This window comes from Daejeonella sp. JGW-45 (genome assembly GCF_029360805.1).
GTDB lineage: Bacteria > Bacteroidota > Bacteroidia > Sphingobacteriales > Sphingobacteriaceae > Daejeonella.
The window spans coordinates 304,396-329,995 of the sequence record NZ_JARKNC010000002.1 but is presented as its reverse complement, the minus strand read 5'-3'; the positions used below and the strand labels follow the sequence as shown (position 1 = coordinate 329,995).

Genomic DNA, 25,600 nt, shown 5'->3' with positions numbered 1-25,600 from the left:
ATGGATTTCAAGCAAATACTTACGGCGATCGTAGCCGATACAAGCAAGCACGCAAAATGGCTTAATACGTTATCCTTAATGGAGAATACAGGTGCGCGTAAGATATCAGCCAGCGAACACAAAACAGACGTAACGCTGATCATACTTAAGCATGCAGCCGAAGAACACCGGCACGCCTTTTACTTAAAAAAGCAGATATCGAAATTAGGTGCAGGCCTATGCGCTGATTACAGGGACGAATACCTGCTGGCAACACACGATAGCCGGTACTACCTGAATATGCTGGATGTTCAGGTCTGCAAATATCTTAAATCAGAACTCAGCTTAAGCGGTAACGAGCTGAAGTTCGCGGCATACCTCTTAGTGACTTACGCCATCGAGGTCCGCGCCGACGAACTTTACCCGGTTTACCAGGATGTTCTTGATTCAACCGGCAGCAAGGTCAATGTAAAATCGATTATTCTGGAAGAAGAGGGACATCTGGAGGAAATGCTGGTCCAGCTCAAAAACTTTTCGCCGGAGTGGGAAAGACATGCTGAGAGAGCAGTCCAGTTTGAGGCGGACTTGTTCAGGAAATGGTTAGTAGGTTTGGAGAAGGAAGTCGTATAAGTATCAGGGGTCAGGTATCAGGTATCAGGTATCAGGTATTAAGATACGCGGGTAAAACCGGGTATTATCTTCCACCGAGCGGTCCTGGCGTTATACTAATCCTTGCTGGTGCCCCTTCCAAATGACTCAGCCGGAATATTTAAGACAATCATCAATGCCATCAACCCTCAAGTCTTGATTCTTGGTTCTTGATACACTAGTGTCCGGTTAAAAGATTTTTACTTTTCGACCCCCGAAGGCGGTCGGATGTTTATAGTAATCGATATTTCCGACAAATCGACCCCGAAGGTGGTCGCATGTGAAGTTTCAAACACATACGACCACCTCCGGGGTCGGAAAGGGCTAGAATGATTTCTTCTATTAAACATGTGACCCCGTCCGAACGGTGTTCATCCGGGCGGGCGCCTTCGGGGTCAAGCCTACTTGTATTTATAGAGGGGCTTGCTTTTAAAAATCGGCAAAAAACATCTGATGCAAGGCGTAAAAACATATTTTATAGAGATTCCAATTTAACCGGACAACAGTGGTTCCTGATATTTAGCTCTTAAAAAAACTTTTAGCAGAGTCTTCATACTTACCGCCTGTTTCGCGTTCGGTGTACTTCCGCCCGGGCGGACTCACCATACTAACGGCACCATTGGGGAATCGAACCCAATAACTGTAATGCACCAGTATTTGTGTTTAAAGCAACAGTAAGCTATTGACCATGTGGCAGGTCTTTCTTTGCCTGGTTACTCCTTCATCCAAACGAGCCCGAAATCTAATTCCTGCTCATCTCTCATTATTCTTTCCTTTCTCTATACTTAAATTTTAATGGTTAAAAAATACACCCATACGCCAGTACGGCCTTAATAAATCACGGCAGCCTAAATCGAATGTATACTCCCCGGCGTGGTTTAGCAGAGCCTGGCTGCATATAAGCCCTATACCTAAACCGTTCAAAACGCCCATTCGAGACGAATCTATTTCATTCACTATCTATTCACTCTCCATTCACTCTCCATTCACTCCCAGAAATACTCTCGTATCCTATCTCAGTAATCTGGTCCTTGATCACCATGATTCTTCAGTTTTCAGTTTCAATTTTGTGCTTTATTTCCTATTATAATATACTCAAAAAAGCCCTCATTTCCAATGAAAATGCACTTTTACCATATTTTCAATGCCGGTTAACCCGTAATTACGTATTTCGCAATGCCGGTTAACTCGCAATTATGAAATTCGCAACGACGGTGAATAACGAATTGTGAAATTCGTAATGAAGAATTCTCTTAATTATGAATATTTTAGATAAATAAGGAGAAATTCTGCGTGATATTCAGTTTTAACCGAAATAATTTGCGGATATCATAATTCAGCTTCTGACTTTAGACGACACACTCCAATTGCAGCGTCTAAACCGCTAGTCCAAGCGCAGCCTTCGACATTTGGCCTGCCAATTCAGACCTCCGGCTTCCGACTCTGGTTTCAGGTTTCATCCGACCTTCTCAACAGAAAGCATATTCCTGCAAACACCCCCAATCCAAGCTTTCAAACCTGCACAAAGACGCGGGCTTTATCCCAGTGTTATCTTAGTGTTATCTCAGTACTTAGACAGTACTTAAGCAGTGCTTAGCATGTACCATGAAAAGCCGATGAGATCTTGCGGTTTTCTTGCGGGTTTAATTCGTTTTTTAACTTCCGAAATAAGTCATTTCTCAATACCACCTACCCCCGAATCTTGATTCAGTAGCATCCGGGGAAAGCTGGAACCTCATTGTGCTTATCCTATAATTTTGATAATAGGGGGCTTGCTTTAAAAACATTAATAAAAGCCCCTGTTTTAAAGTTATAGTTAGCGCATTTGAGTAGTAGTTTAATTTTAACTGGACACTACTGATTCCTGATACCATTAATACTCAAGATACTCCTGAAACACCCTCTGCATATAGGCTTTCCCATAATAGGTTAACTCCTTGTCAGTCCGGGCATCAGCAGGCTTCTTTCGTAAGATAATGTTCTTCCCAACATTGTCAAACGACACTATCTGCTCTTCCGTCCCAAAAGCAAAACCATTATCCCAATTAAAAAAAGCAAAGCCTTTGTTGCCGGGGTTGAGTAAGTCCCTGCTCCATTGGTATCGCGAGGGGTCGATGCTTAGCTGGGTAAGCAGAGTGGCAGCCAGATCAGTTTGATTTCCGGTCTTGTTGACCGTTTGCCCACGGAATTCAGGTTTGACTACATCTCCATAGAATAAGAGCGGGATGCGGTAGCGTTTGGGATCATATTCGGCAAGATTGCCCGGCAGCCTGTGACTGTGATCTGCAAGGATAACAAATAATGTATTTTTATACCAGTGGGTTTTTCTGGCCTCCCGGATGTAGGCACCAAGGCATGAATCGGTATAAAAGAACGTGCTCCTGAATTTATTTTCAACGTTTTCTCCCGGAAAATGTGGTTTTCCCGGCAGTTCGAAGGGCTCGTGGTTCGTTAGGGTTAAAATGGTAGAAAAGAAAGGCTGTCCTTCTTTTCCGAGGTCGTTAAGATTTTTTCTGAAAACCATATGGTCATAAGTTCCCCACTTCGAGTTCATATCTTTCTTCTCGAAAGAATGCTGGTCTATGAGCTTATCATAACCGTGACCTAATATATACGACTTCATGTTAAAGAACTCACTCTCACCGCCGTAATAGAACGAGGTGTTATACCCGATGGACTTGAAATCCCGGGCAATCCCCGGCAGCTTTTCCTGTTTGTCGTTCTGTTTCATGATACTCCGGATAGCCTGACCGGGGAACGCACTGAGGGTCGCAATCATACCCTTATCTGTACGGCCCGCTGCAGCATAGATATCAGTAAAAAGCAGTCCATCGCGGCTTAATTGTGTCATATTAGGAGCGACTCCTTTCTCACCGCCAAGGCTCTCGATCAGTTCGGCTGTAAAGCTTTCAATAACAATCAGGACGACATTGGGCTTAGTGGTGGTAAGGATGTTTGTGCTCTCGTCGGTCGGTTTTTCGAATAAGCTGTCAACGATCTTTTTGGCTTCCCCGGGACTATAGTATTTATAAGGGTTATCGTTTCCGTATTTATTACTCAACACATCCTGCAAAAGGTTCCATTCTGTATTTACAGCGGCGTGGTTCAAGATCGTTTCGCTCGAGAAATAGGCCATACTCTGGTTTATCGGCGAAAGCTGCCATCCGCCCCGGATAACCAGCGCACAAATGGCGACTACGAGAAAGCTTCCCGAGATCTTTTTTAATAAGGAAGCCCCGGTATCCTGCAGCCGGTAGTCAATTAATTTCTCCGATAAAAATATTCCAACAGCAATTAGTCCTAAAAGTATCAGTGCCGATAAAAGAATTGGAGATGAGGAGCCCGACGCAATTGCTTCATTGGTTGAGTTAAATGCCATATCAAGAGCACGGTAGTTGATCTTTGATCCCCATTCCCGGTACAGGTTGAAATTAAAGGCGGTGATAATTGAAAACGCGCAAATAAGAACTATAACAAAGACCCGGGGTACTGATCGTGAGAGGTAGCTGCGTTTTAAAAACAGGAAAAGGATGTAAATGATTAGCGGCAGCGCCGAGATATAGGCAACCATTGATGAATCGAGTCGCAGGGCATACCAGAAGGAGGCAGCCTTTTCGCCAAAACTGACCGCTTTCAATTTATCTGAAAAGTATAGCAGGAAAACTAATCTTTCAATGGCGAAGAAAAGGATCCAAAACACGTAGAACCGAAAAAAAACGACAAAGCTTTTTAACATCAGCGCAAGTTATGAAAACCGTCCAATACCTGTTACCTACCGTTGAATAATTTCATTTCTACCTCGTGCTGCTCCTTTATACATTCAGGTATGAAGTACTTTCTTATTCTTTTTATCCTGAGTTTTAAGATTTACGGTCAAAAGAACCCTGGCCCCAGGTTTGTATCGATGGGCTCCGGGGGAATTGCGATGCAGGATGTATGGGCAGTGCAGCAGAATCCGGCTGGTATTACTGGTATGAAGAGGCCCGTTCTTGCCCTGGCTTTTCAGCGACATTTGCTGGATCCCGACCTTAGTACCCAATCGGCTGTGTTCGTAATCCCGCACAGGCGATCTGCATTTGGCCTCAGCCTGGAAAGATATGGGTTTGATGCCTATAAAGAGCAGCAAGCAGGGATCAGCTATGCTATGGGATTTGGCCATTCATTAAGGCTTGCCATTGGCGTCAGATACAGTCAGCTAAGCATTGTTCAATATGGGTCATCTAATTCGTTTGATGTGGAGGCCGGCTTTCAGTTCCGGATAACTGAAAAGTTCACAGTAGCCAGCCACCTGGCAAATCCCGGTGGTATGCGCAGCGGTGCAGGTACGCCGGTGCGATTGTCATTTGGTGTCTTATATACTTTTACCGACAGGCTGGTGATGATCACCGATGTGAGAAAATCGTTCGATTACGCCCTGGATGTAATGACGGGGCTTGAATATAAGATTGTTGACTGGTTTTCGCTCCGTGGCGGAGTTTCTGCGAATCCTTTTAAACAATATGCCGGTTTTGGGTTGGAGTACAGGAAGGTTTCTATTGAGGGCGCTGTGTCATCTCACATCACGCTGGGATACACTCCGCAAATTTCGCTGGGTTATGAGTTTTAAAATGAAGAAACTCGTAGTGGTGCTGTTGCTGGTGCCTTCTGTCTGCCTGGGGCAGTTTGATACAGAAACACTTATGGCTCGTATTCTGGAATACATCGCTGAAAATGCTGCGGAGGATACGGACTATTCGGAAATTACCGAGCGACTAAATTTTTACAAAGCACATCCCATCAATATCAATAAGGCAGATAAAGAGGAGCTTCAGGGTCTTTTCTTTCTTTCACCTGTTCAGGTTGATAACCTGATCGCCCACCGGGCGGAAAGTGGTTTGTTTCAACATGTATTGGAGCTGCAGGGTATTGATGCGTTTGATGAGGAAACAGTGCGCTGGCTAAGCAATTTTGTAGTGATCGATCCGCCAGAGCTATTAAGGGGCATTTCCTTCAATGGTCTGCTGCGTAAAAGCGAACATGATCTGATCATCAGGTTGGGGCGCGTCCTGGAAAGACAGGAAGGCTTCCGCACATCAGGGGCTGAAGACCCGGTTTATTCGGGATCGGCCGTTCGGGTTTTTACAAGATACCGGTATAATTACGCTGATAAGCTCTTGCTGTCCCTGAATATGGAAAAGGACGCGGGTGAGTCATTTCTGGCCAAGTCTGGAAAGGGATTTGACTTTTATTCTGCCAGTGTTTTTATAAAGGGCGGGAGGTTAATAAGAAAGTTTGTCGCTGGTGACTATTCCCTGCAGTTTGGCCAGGGTCTGACGATGTGGTCGGGACTCGGTTTTGGAAAGGGCGCGGCTTTAACCTCGGTTGCGAAGCAGGATATGGGCTTACGACCGTATAGCTCCGTCAATGAGTCGTCCCTATTAAGAGGAATCGCAGCTACAATAGGGTATAAGAAGTTTTCGGTTAGCCCATTCATCTCTTATAAAAGGATGGACGCGTCCTTAAGTGATGACCGGCAGGAGATTAACTCTTTAATAGTAAGCGGCCTTCACAGGTCGGATACGGAAATGGAAAATAAGAACAACGTTTCCCAGCTGGTGTATGGCATGAATTCAAAGTATTCGAGCTCGGGGTTAAGCCTGGGATTTACTGCCTACAGAACGAAGATGAACAGGCCGCATGCTGAAGGAAGTTCACTTTATGAAAAGTATAACTTTGAAGGAACATCTCTGACGAATATTGGTCTGCATTATAGTTACACATTTAGAAATACTTATTTCTTTGGAGAAGCTGCCCACAGTATTTTATCGGGATCCGCTTTTTTAAATGGCCTGCTTTCTAGTATTTCCGACCAGGTTTCCATAGCCGTTCTATATCGCAATTATGCAAGGGATTACCACTCTTTCTTTAATCAGGCACTTTCCGAGTCAACTATTGCAGCTAATGAGAAAGGCCTTTACTCGGGGCTCACGATAAAGTTCAGCAATAAACTCGAACTGGCAGGCTACTTTGACTATTTCAGCTTCCCCTGGCTTAAGTTCAGGGTCGACGCGCCTTCACGCGGATACGAGCTGTACGCCCAGTTGGCTTATAATTTCGATAAACGCTTCAGGATTTCCGCAAGGTTCAGGAAACAGATCAGGGAAGAGAATTCAGACGTGGAGAGTCCTGCCGGCGGGCTTGACCATGTCGATAAGCAGACTTATCGTTTAGAACTAAATTACAAACTAAACAGTTCCTTTTCACTAAGGAACAGGGCAGAGGTATCAATATATAAAAAAGGCTGGTTAGCCAATGAATATGGTTTTGTAAGCTACCAGGATGTAATTTATAATCCGTTAAATTCGAGGTTCTCCGGTAATATACGCTTTGCGATATTCGATACCTCCGGCTTTAATTCCCGGATCTATGCGTACGAAAATGACGTGCTCTATGGGTACTCGGTTCCTGCTTATCAGGGGAGAGGTTTGCGATGTTACATAAATGGCCGTTATAAGATGGGGAAAGGAATAGATGTCTGGTTACGATATGCAGTACAAAGCTTTAGCGGGCAGGAGACAGTAGGTTCCGGCTACGATATGATCAACGGCAATCGAAGATCTGATGTCAAGCTGCAGGTTCGCCTTCAGATCTGAAATGTTTTATCAGGGTGAAATACCATTTGTAAGACTGGTAATTCCGTTAATTACCGGGATCTTCCTGGGATATATCTTCATGCAGGATGCAGCCTGTGATGCAGCTTTTGTCCTTGCTCTAGTGAGTTTGCTGGCGTTTTCGTTTCTCATAGTTAGCTATAAACGGCTTTCCCTTTATCGATGCAGGTGGCTGGTGGGCTCTTTGCTGCATGTTTTTATTTTTCTGGGAGGTTACTGGCTTACTGTTAGTTTTTCGGAGAAGTTTGATGATACACATTACAGTCGCCAGAAAGCAGAGGCACTGCTTGTGGCAGTTAAAAGTGAACCCAGATCCTCCCGGCATATTTTAAGGTTTGAATCTGAAGTAAGGGGGAGTTATGACCTGGGCAAAAAAAGTTCCGCAACGGGAAAGATCATGATTTCTGTTCAGGCAGACAGCACCGGGAATTTTGATCTCCGTTATGGTGATGTTATCCTTATGCCGGCTTCATATAACCCGGTTGAGCCTCCCTATAACCCCCGAGAGTTTGATTACCGCTCCTATCTTGCTAAGCGGCAAATTTATTATCAGGCATTTTTAAAGCAGAACCAGGTATTTATTGTAGAACGCAACGAAGGAAACAAACTGATTTCATTTGCATTATGTCTTCGGAAGCAGCTAGTGAACAAATTCACTGAATATCTGCGCGATAAGGACGCAGCAGCATTTGCGTCAACTCTGATCCTGGGTTATCGTGCAGAGCTAAGCCGGGAGCTTGTCGAAGCATATTCTAAGACCGGAACGATGCACGTGCTGTCGGTTTCGGGAATGCATGTCGGAATTGTGTTCATGGTTCTTTCAGCGCTGCTGAAATTTATGGACAGGACCAGCCGCACAAGGCTGATCCGGGCAATACTTATCATCTTAGCCATATGGTTTTATGCCATGATAAGCGGTTTCTCGGCACCAGCGTCACGCGCAGCGGTGATGCTCAGTTTCATCGTATTGGGCAAAGCGTTAAACAGGCATCAGAATACGTATAATTTAATAGCAATATCTGCATTTTTCCTGTTGCTGTACAATCCTTTTTACCTGGTAGACGCGGGCTTCCAGTTATCCTATCTTGCGGTAACCGGCCTCGTGTACTTTCATCCAAGGATCTATCGGGCCCTTTATGTCAGAAACCGGCTGCTTGATCATATCTGGAGCTACAATGCACTTTCTGTCGCCGCTCAGCTTGCTACATTCCCGGTCAGTATCTATTATTTTCATCAATTCCCCCTGTATTTTCTTTTAAGTAACCTGTTTATTGTAGTGCCTGTTGCTGTGATCATGTATGCGGGCATCATATTTATGTTTCTTCCGGGATCGATGTTGTTATTTTACCTGGGTACAGCCCTGTCCTGGCTGATCAACTTTACAAATAGCATCCTTTACTACATCGAGAACTTACCTTTGTCAAGCTGGGATGGGATTTGGATCAGTGCGCTTGAGTGCATATTGATAGGGTTGACTTTGATTTTCATAAGCTTGCTAATCTCAAAGAAGTACGGCAAGCTCATATTTCCCGCAATATTCTTAATCATCATTCTTTGTATAAGTTTTAATGTACGCTGGCTTGCGAATTCTAAACTGAATCAGATTATAATTTATGTCCTCAGGAAGAATACCGCAATAGCTTATATTTCTGATCATAGAAGCGTTATAATAAGCGACCTGGATAAATCTGACAAGGCGATGGGTTTTTCTGTTATGCCGGCAGTGAAAAGCAGAGGGTCAGAATACGAAAGATTTCACCACTCAGGAGATACTTTCGAGGACGATTCCTACGCCATTGCCCCCAACTTTTACCAGTTCGCTGACTATAGGATCCTGAGATGGAACAAAGACCTTGATAAACTGCGCTTCTCAACTATCCTGAAAATTGATGCAGTCCTAATCAGCGGCAGTCCAAACACAACGGTGGGGAACATCAGAGCTAGCCTCAGATTTAACAGGCTTATTATAGAAGCAAACAATCCGGATTATAAAGTTAAGAAATGGGTTTCGGAAGCTAAGCTGCTAAACCTTCGCTGCGATGTGTTAAAACGAACGGGGGCACTCGTTATTGATCTTTAAGACATGGCGTGGAAAAAAATGCTTAATCCAAAAACAAAAAACAGACAAGTTTTAGAATTTGAGCTATTTTTGGTTAGGTACCAAAACGATGAGCCTTGAACGAGCTAGCAGACTATAAGACCCAAAACCGCGTTGCCTACATTACTCTCAACCGGCCTGAGAAAAGAAATGCCCTAAACCCGGAGCTGGTAGAGGCTTTGACCGACCTTTTACTTCGGGCCGGACATGATGAGAACGTGAAAATTATTGTGCTTAAAGCCAGGGGCGAGGTTTTCAGTGCGGGCGCCGACCTCGAATATCTTCAGGCGCTTCAAAATAATTCTTCGCAGGACGATCTCGAAGATACGATCGCAATAAAAGAACTTTTGTACAGTATTTATACGCTCCCCAAGCTTGTTATAGCTCAGGTTGAGGGCCACGCAATAGCAGGGGGCTGCGGACTCGCTGCTGTATGTGATATTGTTTTCGCCGTTCCGGAAGCCAAATTCGGTTATACAGAAGTAAAAATTGGATTTGTTCCTGCACTTGTTACCTGCTTCCTGGTAAGGAAGCTTGGCGAAGGGCGTGCCAAGGAAATGTTGCTGACAGGCGACCTTGTTGATGCGGCTACGGCATCTGATTATGGGCTTATCAATTTTGTAGTAAGTAAAGACGGGATCGCCGTTGCTGTCACAGAGTATGCCGAGAGACTATCCGTAAATGTTTCCGGACAATCAGTTTCCCTGACCAAGCAACTTCTTAACACCGCGCATAACCTTCCGCTTGAAGATAGTCTGGAGGAAGCCATCAAATTAAACGTCCGCACACGATCATCGGCCGATTGTAAAAAGGGCATCGCCGCTTTCCTGAATAAGGAAAAAATGGAATGGTAGCTAAAACAGGATCACTCTTATCCGGTTTGTAATAGTATACTTAGCAGATGCAAGCCAGGAATATTGAAAATAAGCCTTATGAAGTATTCCTGATAGGAGATACAGGAAATGTCAACCGCCATAAGCCCGACCCGGTCCTCGAAACTCTTAAATGCCATTTCGATAAGGACCAGCACTCGGCCGTGATGTTTCTCGGCGATAACATTTATCCCCGGGGTTTGCCTCCCAAAACCAATATTCTCTATAAGGACGCTGAGGATGCGCTAAAAGCGCATCACGAAGCCATGAAAGATTACCATGGCAAGGTGCTGTTTATCTCCGGGAATCACGACTGGAACAAGGGCCGCAAAGACGGCTATGAATATATTCTCAGGCAGGAGAAATACCTCGAAAAATTGTTTGATCAGCCGGTAATGTTTCCCTCACAGGGTTGTCCCGGACCCACGGAAATTAACATAAATTCTGCACTCACGCTGGTACTGATCAATACCCAGTGGTGGCTGCAGCCCGGTTTCCGGCCGATCGGACAGGCATGCGGTTGCAGGGTCGGATCAGAAAAGGAATTTTTTGAGCACCTGGAAAAAATACTTGATAGCAATAAGGGAAAGCAGGTAATTATTGCTGGTCATGCGCCTGTTTACAGCTATGCCATCCACGGGGGAAGATACAAGCTCCGTCATCACCTTTTTCCCTTCACTATCTATCATAAGAAGGCCTATGTCCCTTTGCCATTCCTGGGTTCACTATTGCCTATGTATCGTAAATATTTCGGTGCCAGGGAAGATATCGCTCATCCCAGGTACCGCTATCTGCGCAAGCGGCTGATCGAAATATTTAAAGCCCATAAAGGTCTTATCTATGTCGCCGGTCATGAACATAACCTGCAGCATATTATCAAAGACAACAATCATTATGTTGTTAGCGGCGCCGGGTCAAAGCTTAAGTATGTATTACAGGAAGGTAAAAATCTCCGGTTTGGAATGAAAGCTAAAGGTTTTTTTAAGATCAGGTTTGAGGATAGCATGCCTCCCGTTCTTTCTGCCTGGGTTGTTGACCCTGTATCACAAAATGGAGTAATGGTTTATGAGAATAAACTTTCTTAAGGAGTAGGTGGAACCAGTACCGTTAAGGCTTTGGGCATAACAAAAAGGTTTATTTCTTTAACCTTGCCGATCACTTCACCATCGATCTGAAGGGTGGTCTTCCTGTTGCTGACAACACTTGCGTTTGTACAGGGAATGATCTCCACGTAGTCAGAAGTGTGGAGCTGCCCCCGGAACATTTTCCAGGCTATGCTAAGTAATTGTACCCGCGGGAATGGTTTAACGATGACCAGTTCAAACCTGCCATCATCTATAACTCCCTTAGGATTTATGACAGCGCCTGTACCATATTTAGATGCATTGGCGAAGGTAATGGACACGCCTTTCCGCCGTATCTCCTTATCGTCATAAGCAATCTGAAAGCGATAGTTCTTCAGGAAGAACATCTCTCCAAAGAGATGCTTGGCATAGGTTAGCTTCCCGCGCCTTGGGTCTTTTTCGAAGCGCTTGACAACGCGGGCATTTAATCCCACATCAGCGAGATGGATACAGACCTCGTTATTGATATTTATCAGGTCGATAGCTTTCTTCTCACCCTTTGACAGTAGTTGAAGAGCAATATTTATATCATTGATCGCAAGTTCTTTGGCCATGCCATTGGCAGATCCGTAGGGAATTATTGCTAACACAGTCTTAGTGCCTGCCAGAATTTCGGCCATCATTTTTATCGTGCCATCGCCGCCCGCAGCAGCTACGATAGCCGGTGAAAAACGTTTGATCTCGGCACGGATGCGTGCTTCATCATTACCGCTCATGCTATAGATCTGCGGGTCAAAATCCTGTGATTTCGCTTGTTCGGCTATCAAGTCTTTAAGCGAATCATCATTTCCCCTGCCGGATTTATGGTTTATAACGAATAAGATCTTAACTGGCTTCCCGGGAGGTTTTTGAGCTTGCGTCATACATTAAAGCTGTTCTTTAACTTCAAGAAGAAACTGCTTTAAACGCTCTAACGAATCAATGACTTTTTGGTTTTCCTTTACCTCACTTTTATTATTCCTTAGATAATCTTTGGCGCCTTGTAATGTATATCCTCTTTCTTTGACCAGGTTAAAGATGATCTTCAGGTTTTCCACGTCATCAGGGGTGAAGAGCCTGTTGCCTTTTTTGTTTTTCTTGGGCTGCAGGATCTCAAATTCACGCTCATAGAAGCGGATCTGGGAAGCGTTTACGTCAAACATATCGGTTACTTCACCCATGGTGTAGTAGAGTTTGTTTATGTCGCGTTCTTTGTAAGGCATGCCAGGGAAATTGATGGTATAAAAGTAAGATAAATTTGAGAATCGAAAGCATGAGTTTAAATTCATTGGCGTTCCTCGTTTCTCGCTTCTCATAACTCGTTTCTCGCTCCATCTCCTTATATTTGCACCTTTCATATAAAGCATGACTACCAAAGAGATACGACAGGGATTTTTAGACTTTTTCAAGAGTAAAGGGCACCAGATCGTGCCATCAGCGCCGATAGTTGTTAAGAACGATCCGACACTGATGTTTACGAATGCGGGGATGAACCAATTTAAAGACCTGTTTTTAGGAGAAGCGCCTGTTAAATATCCAAGGGTGGCCGACACACAGCGTTGCCTTCGTGTTTCGGGCAAACATAACGACCTCGAAGAGGTGGGAATTGATACTTATCACCATACGATGTTCGAGATGCTGGGCAACTGGAGCTTTGGAGATTATTTCAAAAGGGAGGCTATTGCCTGGAGTTGGGAACTGCTCACCGAAGTTTATAAAATTCCTAAAGACCAGTTATATGTTTCTGTCTTCGAGGGTGACGAAAAGGAAGGGCTTCCCATGGATCAGGAAGCATTCGATATCTGGAAACAATACATCGCCGAAGACCGGATCATCTTAGGAAATAAGAAGGATAATTTCTGGGAGATGGGCGAGACCGGCCCCTGCGGCCCCTGCTCGGAGATCCACGTGGATATGAGACCTGAAGCCGAACGTTTAAAGGTTAATGGTAAGACGCTGGTAAACCAGGATGATCCCCAGGTGATCGAAATCTGGAACAATGTGTTTATGCAGTTTAACCGCCTGAAAAACGGGGCACTGGAGAAGTTACCGAACCAGCACGTTGATACCGGAATGGGACTTGAACGCCTTGTGCGGGTGATCCAGAAGAAAGAATCTAATTATGATACGGATGTTTTCCAGCCTTTGATCCAGTTTATTGCCGGCCGTTCCGGGATTATATATGGTAAAGACGAGAAGACGGATATTGCTATGCGTGTGATGGCCGATCATATCCGGGCGATCTGTTTTTGTATCGCTGATGGAACATTGCCGGCCAATAATAAGGCAGGATACGTAATTCGCAGGATATTGCGCCGGGCGGTGAGGTATTCATATACATTCCTGGATTTTAAAGAGCCATTCTTGAACCAGCTTGTGCCAATTCTCGCGGAGCAATTTGACGGCGTTTTTCCTGAATTGAAGAAACAGCAGGATTTTGTGCAGAAGGTGGTGCTGGAAGAAGAGAACTCTTTCCTGAGAACTTTGGCTACCGGAATTCAGCGCTTCGAGCGTTTTGAAACAAATGATAAGCGCATCAAAGGTGACTTTGCTTTCGAACTGTACGATACTTTCGGATTTCCCATAGATCTCACAGAGCTTATGGCACGCGAAAAGGGCTGGACAGTGGATATGACTGGTTTTGAGACAGAGCTCCAGCAGCAAAAGAACCGTTCCCGCGCAGCTACAGCTATTGACACCAGCGACTGGGTGATTGTAAATGAGGGCGACGATGTTGAATTTGTAGGTTACGATGAGCTGGAATCAGAATGCAAGATACTTAAGTACCGCAAGGTCACCGCGAAAGGCAAGGACCAGTTCCAGCTTGTGCTGAGCCGTACGCCGTTCTATGCGGAAAGCGGCGGACAGGCGGGAGATACAGGTAAGCTGGAGGATGCTTCGCGTTTGTTTGAATATCCGGTAACGGATACAAAAAAAGAAAACGGGCTTATCATCCATTATGTGGATACATTGCCTGATGAGCTTTCGGGTCCTTTCTGGGCCATGGTCGACCCCTCGAAGCGCATACCAACAGAGAATAACCACTCCGCCACGCACTTGCTGCATGCGGCCTTAAAGCAGGTGCTGGGAGATCACGTAAACCAGAAGGGCTCTTTAGTGAACGCAGACTATTTAAGGTTTGATTTTTCACATTTTTCTAAAGTAACAGCGGAAGAGATCACAAAAATAGAGCAGATAGTGAACGCCAGGATCCGCGAGAACATATCCCTGAAAGAGGAGCGTTCAGTACCTTACCAGGAAGCTATCAAATCAGGTGTAACTGCGCTTTTTGGTGAAAAGTATGGTGATTATGTGAGGGTAATAACCTTCGACGATCAATTTTCAAAAGAGCTTTGCGGCGGGACCCATGTGAAAGCAACCGGCCAGATAGGATTCTTTAAGATAATTTCAGAGAGTGCTGTTGCTGCGGGGGTACGACGGATCGAAGCAATTAGCGGCGAAAGATCTGAACAGTATCTAAACGATCAGATCGGCCAGGTCGCTGCGCTTAAGGATCTTCTTAAAAGCCCGAAAGACCTGCATAAGGCTGTTGAAGCATTGATGGAGGAAAATGTCCGTCTAAAAAAGGAAATTGATAAAAATATCCTGGAGAGATCTGCCGGTATGAAGCATGAGCTTGCTAAGCTGGCTGAGAATATAAACGGTATAAACTTCCTGGCTCAGAAGGTAGATCTGCCCAATGCCGATGCCATCAAAAACCTGGCTTATTCCCTGAAAGATATATTAGATAATCTTTTCCTGGTACTTGCATCAGACATTGAAGGCAAACCAAGTCTCACGGTGATGATCTCAGAAAACCTGGTAAAAGAAAAGGGCCTTAATGCGGGAGTTATTGTACGCGAACTGGCTAAAGAGATTCAAGGCGGCGGCGGCGGACAACCTTTCTTTGCTACGGCGGGAGGGAAGGATGCTTCGGGGATAGACAGGGCTTTAATTAAGGCGAGGGCTTTTATAAACTGAAAACTGAAAAGGGAAAACTGAAGCAGCTGTAACGACCGAATGAGCACGGTAATAGCCAATCTTCCACTTTCAGCTTTCAGTTTTCACCTTTCAACTCTCAACTTATACTATCTTTGCATAGATTTTAATTTTAATGAAGGTTATTCCAGAGAGCGTTAAAGATAAATACGAGTTAGTTGTCGGGCTTGAGGTGCATGTGCAGCTGTCGACCGAAAGCAAGATATTTTCGACTGATTCTGCAGGTTTTGGTGCAGGCCCGAACGAGCATATCAGCCCCGTCAGCCTTGGTCTGCCCGGGACCCTTCCGAAGCTGAATGGAAAGGTTGTCGAATATGCCATCAAAATGGGACTGGCAACTCACTGCAATATAAATACCTATACACACTTCGATCGAAAGAATTATTTCTATGCGGATCTGCCCAAAGGTTTCCAGACTACCCAGGATAGCGAGCCGATATGCACATCGGGCTATATCGATGTAGAATCTGCTGACCAGTCCAAAAGGAGGATCAGGATACACCGGATACATATGGAAGATGATGCCGGTAAAAGCATGCACGACCAGGACCCAGCTGATTCTTTAATTGACCTTAACCGGGCTGGCGTACCGCTTATAGAAATCGTTTCGGAACCCGATATCCGGTCTGCAGCGGAGGCTGCGGCCTATTTAAATGAGATCAGGAAGCTGGTTAAATACCTCGATATCAGCGATGCTAATATGGAAGAAGGAAGCATCCGGTGTGACGCGAATATCTCCGTTCGTCTGAAGGATTCACAAGGATACGGCAACAGGTGTGAAGTGAAGAATCTCAACTCGATCCGTAATTTGCAGCGTGCTATCGAGCATGAATTTATACGCCAGGTTGGTATTCTCGAGGATGGTGGCTACATTGACCAGAACACCCTGAATTTTGATGCCGAATCGGGAAGCACCAGTCCTTTGAGGAGTAAGGAAATGGCTAATGATTATCGCTACTTTCCTGAACCTGATCTGCCGCCCCTGATTTTGAAAGAAGAATACATTCAGAAGATAGCAGCAAGTATTCCCGAACTTCCGGCAGAAAAGATAGAACGCTATACCGCTGAGCTGGGCTTATCAGATTATGATGCTCACTTACTGTCGTCCGAAAAGGAAACGGCTTTATTTTTCGAAGAATTGATATCCCATGCCAGTAATTATAAGGCGGCAGCTAACTGGCTGATCGGACCTGTAAGGTCGTATTTGAACGATCAGGGTAAATCTATTTCTGAATTCAGCCTGAGCCCAGTAAAACTGGCAGGACTGTTAAACCTGGTGGATTCGGAGAAATTAAACTATTCCGTAGCTGCTCAGAAGGTATTTCCGGAAATGATCCGGAAGCCGGATTTATCGGCAGAGGATGTTGCAACAGCTTTGGAGGTTCTGATCGACACTGCCGATGATGAGTTAGGCCTGATCATTGATGAGGTGCTTGGAAACTATCCGGACAAGGTAAAAGAATATCGCAATGGTAAAAAAGGTGTTTTGGGCTTGTTCATGGGCGATATAATGAAACGGTCTAAAGGAAAGATCAACCCACAGACCGCGAGTAAATTAGTAGTTAAAAAATTAGAAAGTAAATGAAGAAACTAGTTGTAGCAGCCTTTATGGCTATATTATTTGCGGCTTCCTGCAAGAATAATAATGAGCTTAGCATTTCCGGGAAAGTAGATAACCCCGGCGAACTAAAAAAGATCCTTCTTTATGAGGCAGACTCGCTTGTAGATTCGGCTTTCCTGAACGAGGATAGTAAATTTAAATTCAGACGGGTTGCGCCTGAATCTAATTTCTACACGCTGGTTGTAGGTGAGAAGAACTTTTTAGTAATAGGAAAGAACGGGGAGGAGATAGAGCTTAATACCAATTACGCAGATACCACAAATGCCTATACTATTTCGGGATCGGAAGAGTCGAAGAAAGTTCAGGATATAAACAATATTCAAACTGATTTCGGAAAAATCTATCAGCGGCTTCAATCAGAATATGCTGAAAAGGTAGACGCAGATCCTGCAAAAAAGGACTCTATATTCAATGCTATTATGCCAGAGTTCCAAGCTAACCTGGATAAGTATTCGGAAACAGTGTTTAAGTTTGTCCAGGAAAATAAGGACAACCTGGCGGCCTTTTATGCTGCGGGCACAATAGATCAGAATAAATACGAGTTGGAGCTGATCAAATACGCTGAAGAAATAAGATCAAAGTTCCCTAACAATAAGGCTGTACAGACGTTCGTGGAGAAAATGGCAGGACTCAAGCTGGTATCAGTTGGGCAGCCGGCACCGGATTTTGTATTAAACAATCCTGATGGTGTTCCCGTGAAGTTGTCAGAATATAAAGGGAAGTACGTGCTGCTTGATTTTTGGGCATCCTGGTGTGCGCCTTGCCGCGAGGAAAATCCTAATATTGTGAAACAGCATAAAGCTTTTGCTGCCAAAGGATTTGATGTGTTCGGTGTGTCACTGGATGATGATAAGGGCGATTGGGTAAGGGCAATTAATTCCGACAACCTGAGATGGAACCATGTTTCTGACCTGAAAAGATGGGATAGTAAAGTTGCTGCCCTGTATAAGGTTGACGCCATACCTGCATCGTTTATGATAGACCGTGAGGGTAAGATCGTAGCTAAAAATTTGAGAGGCGCCGATCTTGAAAAATTCCTGTCTGAAACATTGAAATAAACTTAATAAATTGTTAAGCTATCAGCCTTGTTTACAATTTCTTAATGCTGGGTTAACCATTTAGTGCCATTAACCGCGTACTATTGTAAAAATATTTCATGTATGAGTACAGCTAAGCATAAGATTCTGATTGTTGATGATGAACCGGATATCCGGGAGCTTATAGAGTATAATCTCAAGAAAGAAGGGTACCAGGTTTATACAGCTACTAATGGCCAGGAGGCGGTTACGGAAGCAAAACGCATACTTCCGGATCTTATAATACTCGACATCATGATGCCTAAAATGGATGGTATCGAAGCCTGCCGCATACTGAGAACCATGAATGAATTCAAGAACACATTTATGGTATTCCTGACAGCCAGAAGTGAAGAATACTCCGAAATAGCCGGTTTTAACGTAGGAGCCGACGATTACATAGCCAAGCCGATTAAGCCAAGAGCATTGACCAGCCGCGTTAATGCAATATTGAGACGGAACGTTCAGACGGAAGCTGAGGAAGATAATAAGTTGGAGATAGCTGACCTCATCATTGACCGCGAGGCGTTTCTTGTCTTCCGTAAAGGAGAACGGATCACGCTGGCAAAAAAGGAATTTGAATTATTATACCTTCTGGCGTCTAAGCCGGGAAAAGTTTATACCCGTGATGTGATCCTGAAGAATATTTGGGAAGAATCTGTGGTTGTAACCAACCGTACAATCGACGTACATATACGGAAACTCAGGGAGAAGCTTGGAGATACGTATGTGACCACTGTTAAAGGGGTTGGGTATAAGTTTGAGGCGAAGTAGCTCACTGCAATTTCCTACCTTTACGGCAAAACCCGTTCCCGTGAAGTTTCCAAAGTTCGAAGACCTGATTATTTTTGAGAATGACAATCTGATCGTTGTCAATAAGCCTGCCTTTTTAAGCTCGCTCGATGACCGGGAAGGCGGGGAGATAAATTTGCTGCGTTTAGCGAAGCAATATTCTGCTGATGCACAGATATGCCACCGTCTGGACAGGGAAACCTCGGGAGCTCTGATAATCGCCAAGAATCCTGAGACCTATCGTCTGGTGTCAATGCAGTTTGAGCATCGAAAGGTAAATAAGGTTTATCATGCGATTATTAACGGCACCCACGTTTTCGAAGACCTTCATGTTGACCTGCCGATCTTAAATCTTGGCGGAAAAAATGTGGCTATAAGCCGGCAGGAAGGAAAGCCGGCGGTGACGATCTTCAACACGCTCAAATACTATAAACATTATACACTTGTAGAGTGCAGGCCCATAACCGGGCGTATGCACCAGATCAGGATCCACCTGGCCTCGCAAAGAGCTAATATCGCGGGAGACGAGATGTATGGCGGGCAGCCTGTTCTATTGTCGCAGATAAAGCGCAGCTACCGGATCGGGAAAGATCAGGAGGAACTGCCGGTTATGAAACGTTTTGCTTTACATGCCAGGCAGGTGAGCTTCAAAATTGACGAGAACACAGAAATGACCTTCGAGGCGCCGTACCCCAAAGATTTTGCGACACTTGTCAAATTGCTTGATAAGTTTGATTCCTAATTCTTCGCCGGAATTGCTTCATAGAAGGAAGCGACTGCTTCCCACTCCGGATCCGGTTCGAAAGTGTACGATTCGAATCGCGGATTTTCCTGCTTTATCTTGTTTAGGACAGCTATTGCTTTGTCCTGGTCTGACGGACTGATGTATAACAGGATGTCTCTGTAGCCATTCATGGTTGTAGTTCCTGTATGGCAATAGGGTAATATCAGGCCCAGGTCCTTCATAATCCTGGCCTGAAGTTCATGGAATAACACGGATTCCTTTTCAGTGGGATGTCCGTTAGCATCTTTCTCAATGGTTTTTACCGTTAAGAACAGCGAAAGCGAATATTCTGCTTTTCCTTTGAAATCTTTGAACTTGTTGTTGATCACCGCCATGCAGGGTTTGCCGTCTAACTCAAATTTGAGCGTAGTGAAAGTGTCAGGAAGGCTTGTCTGGGTTATTGGCGGACTAACCGTTTCTTTTTGATTGCTTTGCGAGCAGGATGTGAATGGTAAGGCGCATAACATTAAAAGACAAATATTTTTCATGAATGATAAGATTATACTACGCGTTTATTTAAACGCAGAGGACGCAGAGTACACGCAAAGAGTGCAAAGTTTTTATAACGCCTTATAAGGGTCAAGCTGGTACTCTACGACCTTTGCGAAAACCTTTGCGCCCTCTGCCCGTCCGAACGGTATTCATCCGGGCGGGCGTTAAAAATTCTACAACCGGTTAGTATCCCAATATCTTCAACACCTGCTTACTATTCTGCTCCTCACCAAATACTTCAAAGTTAAAAGTCTCATCGCGGTTGCGGCGAATGATCACATGTTTAGGTGAAGGCAGCAAGCAATGATGTATCCCACCATAACCACTAAGTACTTCCTGGTAAGCCCCGGTATGGAAAAATCCCAGATATTGGACTTTCCGTGTCTTTGGCATGAAAACGTTGTTCATATGGGCCTCCTGGCTGTAATAATCCTGACCATCGCAGGTAATGCCGCCCAGGTTAACGCGTTCGTATTCAGAATCCCAGTTATTAACCGGGGCAAGGATGTATTTCTGGTTCAATGCCCAGACATCAGGCAGGTTTGTAATAAAAGAACCGTCAAGCATCAGCCATTTTTCCCGGTCGTTCTGTTGTTTACGGCCCAGTACTTTATATAATATTCCCGAAGCCTCAGCAACAGTATATTTCCCGAACTCAGTGATAATATCCGGCTCAATAACATCATGCTCTGCGCAGATCTCTTTAATACGCTTCACGATCTCATTTACCATGTACTCATAATCGAAGTCGAAAACCAGCGAATCCTTAAACGGCATCCCGCCCCCGATATCAAGCGTATCCAGGTCAGGATTTATTTTTTTAAACTTGCAGTAAAGGGTCACATACTTCTCGAGCTCATTCCAGTAGTAGGGAGTATCTGAAATTCCAGAATTAATAAAGAAGTGCAGAAGCTTAACTTTGAAGTTAGGGTTCTGGGCTATTTTATGATTGTAGAAATCGATTATATCCTCAAGCCTGATGCCAAGTCTGGATGTATAGAACTGTGAATCCGGCTGCTCTTCAGCAGCGATACGCATCCCAAGATTGCAGGGAATGTCCAGCTCGTCATCATATATATTGAACTCTTCTTTATTATCCAGTACGGGAACGATATTCTTAAATCCATCATGAAGCATGTCAATGATGTATTGTTTGTATTGAAAGGTTTTGAATCCGTTACAGATAACTGTGATATCCTTGTTCAGTACTCCCTTTTTCTCAAGCGCATCGATCATGGGCATATCGAAGGCGGAGGACGTTTCGAGGTGAATGTCGTTCTTCAGTGCTTCCTCTACAATATGTCTGAAATGCGAGCTTTTTGTACAGTAGCAATACTTATAACTTCCGCGGTAATTGTTTTTTACAATAGCAGTCTGAAACAGAAGCTTAGCCTGTTGTATTTTCTTGCTTATGATGGGAAGGTAGGTAAACCTAAGGGGCGAACCATAGGTTTCTATCATTTCCATGAGGTTAAGATCGTGGAAATATAGTTCGTCATCGATGATATCAAAACCATCCTGAGGGAAACCAACGCTTAAATCAAGAAACTCCGCGTAACTCTGCATTTTTTTATAATTTTGGCAAAGATATAAAAAGCATATAGCATAGAACACATAGGGTGGCGTAAAATTTTACGCCTGCCCGTGCAAAGCTTGGGCAAGGCAGGATCATGCGTGAAATAAGAATTTTAGAGGTTAAATCTGAATTAGGGGCAGGAACGAGGGGATCCAGTTTGGGCAGTGATGCAATTAAGATCGCTGCGCTGGATGTCGGCAGCAGGTATTTTAAGCAGCACAAGATCACCGAGGTTCCGAATGAAAACCACCTGCTCCTGGAGTCGTCCGGAAGCGCCCATGCAAAGCGGATTTCGGGTGTGCTTACAATGACGGAGCGTATCGCAGACGAGGTTTGCAGGACACTTCAGAATAAAGAGTTCCCCGTTCTTCTTTCCGGAGATCACAGCTGTTCGGCAGGCACCGTATCAGGTATCCGGAAGGCCTTTCCTAAATTGAAGGTCGGGGTAATTTGGGTAGATGCTCATTCCGATATCCATTCACCATACACCACTCCATCGGGTAATATGCATGGGATGCCAATTGCGGTATTGCTGGATGAAGATAACCTGGATTGCCGTGTTAATAAGCCTGATCAGGAAACGCTGAATTACTGGTACCAGTTAAAGAATATCGGAAATATTGCGCCTAAGATCGGTTATGCGGACCTCGTTTATATCGCCCTGCGTGATTATGAAAAGGAGGAAAAATACCTCCTGGAAAAGAATAAGGTTATGATATTCCGGGTTGCAGATATCCGGGAGGAGGGTGCAGGCAAGATTGCGGATGACGCATTGAAATATCTCTCTCATTGCGACCTTATTTATATTTCTTTTGATGTAGACTCCCTCGATCCGTCCCATTTAAAAGGGACAGGTACCCCTGTTCCCGGCGGCATGACGATCAGAGAGGCTGGTGATTTGGTGAGCAGGCTGGTGACTAATAAAAAAGTTTGTTGTTTCGAGATCTCGGAAGTGAACCCCACGCTGGATAAAGATAACCTGATGTCTGAAAATGCTTTCGAAATTCTGCAGCGCGCAAGCGATGCTATAGTTAATGCTTAGAATACGATAGGGCAGGCGCCCGGATGATATGGCCATAGAACAGAAGATAATCAGTAATATTATAGACGCGGTAGGCTCACTTTACAGTACGAAAATTGAAGCCGATAAGATCGTTATACAGGAAACCAGGAGAGAATTCGAAGGGCAAATAACGGCTGTAACGTTTCCATTTACAAAATTTTCCCGGAAAACCCCGGAGCAAACAGGTGCTGAGATCGGTGAATACGTCAAGGACCATATCGATGAAGTAACTGATTTTAACGTAATTAAAGGTTTTCTGAATTTCTCCATTGCCGACGCATACTGGACTGACCGCTTGTTAAACACCATTATTAACAGCAACTACGGCCAATCTGAGCCCAGCGGAAAAAGGATAATGGTCGAGTATTCCTCACCTAATACTAATAAGCCGCTCCACCTGGGCCATGTCAGGAATAACCTGCTTGGATATTCAGTAGCCCAAATATTGTCGGCCAATGGCTACGAGGTTATCAAAGCTAACCTCGTGAACGACCGTGGTATTCACATCTGCAAGTCGATGCTTGCGTGGCAGCAGTTCGGAAATAAGGAAACGCCAGAGACAAGCGGGCTAAAGGGCGACCACCTGGTTGGAAAGTATTATGTGGTTTTCGATAGGGAGTATAAGAAGCAGATAGCGGAACTCCTTGCATCCGGAGCGACCGAGGAAGAGGCAAAAAAGAATGCCCCGGTCATTAAGCAGGCGCAGGAAATGCTTTTGAAATGGGAGGCAAATGACCCGGAAGTAAAAGAGCTTTGGGCCAGGATGAACGGCTGGGTATACGAAGGTTTCGGAGAAACATATAAAAGATTGGGTGTTGACTTTAAGAAATATTATTATGAATCTGATACTTACCTTCTCGGTAAAGACATAATTGACGAAGGCCTTGCAAGCGGTGTCTTCTTCCGGAAGGAGGATGGTTCGGTGTGGATAGACCTTACCGCCGACGGACTGGATCAGAAACTGGTTCTTCGTGCCGACGGTACTTCGGTGTACATAACCCAGGACCTTGGGACCGCACAGCTTAAATATGACGACTTTAAAATGGATGAGTCTATTTACGTGGTGGGGAATGAGCAGGACTATCACTTTAAAGTGCTTTTCCTGATCCTTGATAAACTAGGTAAGTCGTGGGCGAAGGGGCTGTTCCATCTTTCTTATGGAATGGTTGATCTGCCCTCGGGAAAGATGAAGTCGAGGGAAGGTACAGTTGTCGATGCTGACGATCTGATGGATGAGATGATCCAGACTGCGAAAGACCGGACTGAGGAGTTAGGGAAGGTAGAGGGTTTTACTGAAGAAGAAAAAGCCAGGCTTTACGAGATGATCGGACTGGGAGCGCTTAAGTTCTTCCTGCTTAAAGTTGAGCCGAAAAAACGTTTGCTGTTTGATCCGAATGAATCTATAGACTTCCAGGGGCATACCGGGCCATTTATTCAATATACCCACGCTAGAATCCGGTCGGTACTTTCAAAAGCCTTGTACCAGGGCAGGCTTACGCAAGACTATCCTCAAAAGCTTACGGCTCTGGAGAAGGAACTGATCGTTGATCTTGCAAAATACCCTGAGGTAATAGCTGCGGCAGCAAAGGAATACAGTCCGGCGCAAATTGCGAACTATGTATTCGAGTTAGCTAAGCTGTTTAACAAATTCTATCACGAAGAAAGCATTCTGAAGGCAGATGATGCTGCGGTCAGGAATTTCAGGCTGGACCTGGCATCAGCAACGGCCTCGGTCATTAGTAAGAGTATGGGATTGCTTGGGATTTTGGTTCCGGACAGGATGTGAGGGGGGATCAGTAATCAGTAATCAGTAATCAGTAATCAGTAATCAGTAATCAGTAATCAGTAATCAGTAATCAGTAATCAGTAATCAGTTGCAAGCGTACCTATGTCGATAAGGTGTTACCGAATACTGGTCACTGGTCACTGACCGCTGATCACGTCGTCCATCTCTTTGAAACAACCAGCTCGTTATTCTCTCCACTATAGTCATAGAACCCCGACCCTGACTTAACTCCTAGCTGCCCCGAAGTAACCATGTTTACAAGAAGAGGGCACGCGGCGTATTTGGGGTTTCCAAAACCTTCCTGCAATACATTCATAATAGCCAGGCATACATCGAGACCAATAAAATCAGCAAGTTGCAGCGGTCCCATGGGATGAGCCATCCCGAGCTTCATTACGGTGTCAATTTCTGTAACACCTGCAACACCTTCGTGAAGCGTAAATATGGCTTCATTGATCATTGGCATCAGGATGCGGTTAGCTACAAATCCGGGATAGTCATGTGCTTCGACAGGTATTTTGCCTATCCTGATTGCCATATCCATAATGGCTTTCGTGGTATCATCAGAACTCTTAAATCCCCGGATCACCTCAACCAGTTTCATAACAGGTACCGGGTTCATGAAATGCATACCAATCACTTTGTCAGCACGATTTGTTTCTGCTGCGATCCTTGTGATAGAAATAGAGGATGTGTTTGACGCCAAAATTGCTTCGGGCTTACAGAGTCTGTCAAGTTCTTTAAAAATATTCAGTTTTACCGACAAATTTTCCGTAGCCGCCTCAATTACCAGGTCCGCATCTGCCACCCCCTTTTCCATCTCTGTAAAAACCTCGATGTTACCCAGGCTGGTGTTTTTTTCGGCTTCGCTGATTGCCCCCTTGCTAACCTGTCGCCCGAGATTAAGCGTTATGGTATCTAACGCCTGTTCGAGTTTCTCCTGGGAAATATCAATTAAGTTCACCCGCAAACCAGCCAAAGCGAAGGTGTGAGCTATTCCATTCCCCATCGTACCAGACCCGATAACCGAAATAAGATTCATAATGATATTATAAGTGAGC

19 protein-coding genes are annotated in these 25,600 nt (G+C 44.7%); 13 read left to right on the top strand and 6 right to left on the bottom strand.

All coding sequences use genetic code 11. The features are described from left to right. A complete protein-coding gene (locus P2W76_RS04560) occupies positions 1 to 609 on the top strand; it encodes a hypothetical protein (protein ID WP_276346343.1) in 609 nt (202 codons plus the stop codon). Between the two features lie 1,891 nt (positions 610 to 2,500). Here the strand turns inward: P2W76_RS04560 and P2W76_RS04555 are convergent. After that, entirely contained in the window at positions 2,501 to 4,363 is a 1,863-nt protein-coding gene (locus P2W76_RS04555) for an LTA synthase family protein (RefSeq protein WP_276346342.1), read from the bottom strand. 90 nt (positions 4,364 to 4,453) lie between these two features. Here P2W76_RS04555 and P2W76_RS04550 point away from each other — a divergent pair, with 90 nt between their 5' ends. The 5 genes from P2W76_RS04550 to P2W76_RS04530 all read left to right on the top strand — a co-directional run bounded on the left by P2W76_RS04550 (position 4,454) and on the right by P2W76_RS04530 (position 11,332). Then, entirely contained in the window at positions 4,454 to 5,233 is a 780-nt protein-coding gene (locus P2W76_RS04550; protein ID WP_276346341.1) for a hypothetical protein, read from the top strand. 1 nt (position 5,234) lies between these two features. After that, on the top strand, positions 5,235 to 7,259 hold the full coding sequence (locus P2W76_RS04545; RefSeq protein WP_276346340.1) for a helix-hairpin-helix domain-containing protein: 2,025 nt from the start codon (positions 5,235 to 5,237) through the stop codon (positions 7,257 to 7,259). 1 nt (position 7,260) lies between these two features. Next, entirely contained in the window at positions 7,261 to 9,357 is a 2,097-nt protein-coding gene (locus P2W76_RS04540; protein WP_276346339.1) for a ComEC/Rec2 family competence protein, read from the top strand. A gap of 95 nt (positions 9,358 to 9,452) precedes the next feature. Then, complete coding sequence (locus tag P2W76_RS04535; RefSeq protein WP_276346338.1) at positions 9,453 to 10,229, top strand: enoyl-CoA hydratase-related protein; 777 nt, start codon at positions 9,453 to 9,455, stop codon at positions 10,227 to 10,229. Between the two features lie 47 nt (positions 10,230 to 10,276). Next, positions 10,277 to 11,332, top strand: a complete 1,056-nt coding sequence (locus tag P2W76_RS04530; RefSeq protein WP_276346337.1) for a metallophosphoesterase — start codon at positions 10,277 to 10,279, stop codon at positions 11,330 to 11,332. On the opposite strand, the gene P2W76_RS04525 is transcribed toward P2W76_RS04530, so the two are convergent. Together P2W76_RS04525 and P2W76_RS04520 are read right to left on the bottom strand one after the other, a co-directional pair. Then, positions 11,329 to 12,234, bottom strand: coding sequence for a diacylglycerol kinase family protein (locus P2W76_RS04525; RefSeq protein ID WP_276346336.1), 906 nt, complete (start codon positions 12,232 to 12,234; stop codon positions 11,329 to 11,331). The genes P2W76_RS04530 and P2W76_RS04525 overlap by 4 nt on opposite strands. A 3-nt stretch (positions 12,235 to 12,237) precedes the next feature. Then, positions 12,238 to 12,573 (bottom strand): MerR family transcriptional regulator, encoded by a 336-nt coding sequence (locus P2W76_RS04520; protein ID WP_276346335.1) that lies wholly within the window; start codon positions 12,571 to 12,573, stop codon positions 12,238 to 12,240. 142 nt (positions 12,574 to 12,715) lie between these two features. Here P2W76_RS04520 and alaS point away from each other — a divergent pair, with 142 nt between their 5' ends. From alaS to P2W76_RS04495, 5 genes are all read left to right on the top strand, one after another. Beyond that, positions 12,716 to 15,331: an alanine--tRNA ligase gene (alaS, locus tag P2W76_RS04515; RefSeq protein WP_276346334.1), complete on the top strand. Its 2,616-nt coding sequence runs from the start codon at positions 12,716 to 12,718 to the stop codon at positions 15,329 to 15,331. Positions 15,332 to 15,464: 133 nt separating this feature from the next. After that, positions 15,465 to 16,934 (top strand): Asp-tRNA(Asn)/Glu-tRNA(Gln) amidotransferase subunit GatB, encoded by a 1,470-nt coding sequence (gene gatB / locus P2W76_RS04510; protein WP_276346333.1) that lies wholly within the window; start codon positions 15,465 to 15,467, stop codon positions 16,932 to 16,934. Continuing rightward, positions 16,931 to 18,028 (top strand): TlpA disulfide reductase family protein, encoded by a 1,098-nt coding sequence (locus P2W76_RS04505; RefSeq protein ID WP_276346331.1) that lies wholly within the window; start codon positions 16,931 to 16,933, stop codon positions 18,026 to 18,028. The genes gatB and P2W76_RS04505 overlap by 4 nt, the downstream gene beginning before the upstream one ends. Positions 18,029 to 18,130: 102 nt before the next feature. Continuing rightward, entirely contained in the window at positions 18,131 to 18,820 is a 690-nt protein-coding gene (locus P2W76_RS04500) for a response regulator transcription factor (RefSeq protein ID WP_276346330.1), read from the top strand. Positions 18,821 to 18,860: 40 nt separating this feature from the next. After that, the gene (locus P2W76_RS04495; protein WP_276346329.1) at positions 18,861 to 19,580 is read left to right on the top strand and encodes an RluA family pseudouridine synthase; all 720 of its coding nucleotides are present in this window, start codon (positions 18,861 to 18,863) and stop codon (positions 19,578 to 19,580) included. Here P2W76_RS04495 and P2W76_RS04490 read toward each other — a convergent pair. Together P2W76_RS04490 and P2W76_RS04485 are read right to left on the bottom strand one after the other, a co-directional pair. Further along, positions 19,577 to 20,110 (bottom strand): DUF695 domain-containing protein, encoded by a 534-nt coding sequence (locus P2W76_RS04490; protein WP_276346328.1) that lies wholly within the window; start codon positions 20,108 to 20,110, stop codon positions 19,577 to 19,579. The genes P2W76_RS04495 and P2W76_RS04490 overlap by 4 nt on opposite strands. 187 nt (positions 20,111 to 20,297) lie before the next feature. Next, positions 20,298 to 21,680: an arginine decarboxylase gene (locus tag P2W76_RS04485; protein ID WP_276346327.1), complete on the bottom strand. Its 1,383-nt coding sequence runs from the start codon at positions 21,678 to 21,680 to the stop codon at positions 20,298 to 20,300. 104 nt (positions 21,681 to 21,784) lie between these two features. Here P2W76_RS04485 and rocF point away from each other — a divergent pair, with 104 nt between their 5' ends. Beyond that, complete coding sequence (rocF, locus tag P2W76_RS04480) at positions 21,785 to 22,732, top strand: arginase (protein ID WP_276346326.1); 948 nt, start codon at positions 21,785 to 21,787, stop codon at positions 22,730 to 22,732. A 28-nt stretch (positions 22,733 to 22,760) separates the two neighbouring features. Continuing rightward, a complete protein-coding gene (gene argS, locus P2W76_RS04475) occupies positions 22,761 to 24,539 on the top strand; it encodes an arginine--tRNA ligase (protein ID WP_276346325.1) in 1,779 nt (592 codons plus the stop codon). 151 nt (positions 24,540 to 24,690) lie between these two features. On the opposite strand, the gene P2W76_RS04470 is transcribed toward argS, so the two are convergent. After that, a complete protein-coding gene (locus P2W76_RS04470; RefSeq protein WP_276346324.1) occupies positions 24,691 to 25,581 on the bottom strand; it encodes a 3-hydroxybutyryl-CoA dehydrogenase in 891 nt (296 codons plus the stop codon). Positions 25,582 to 25,600 lie beyond the last annotated feature (19 nt).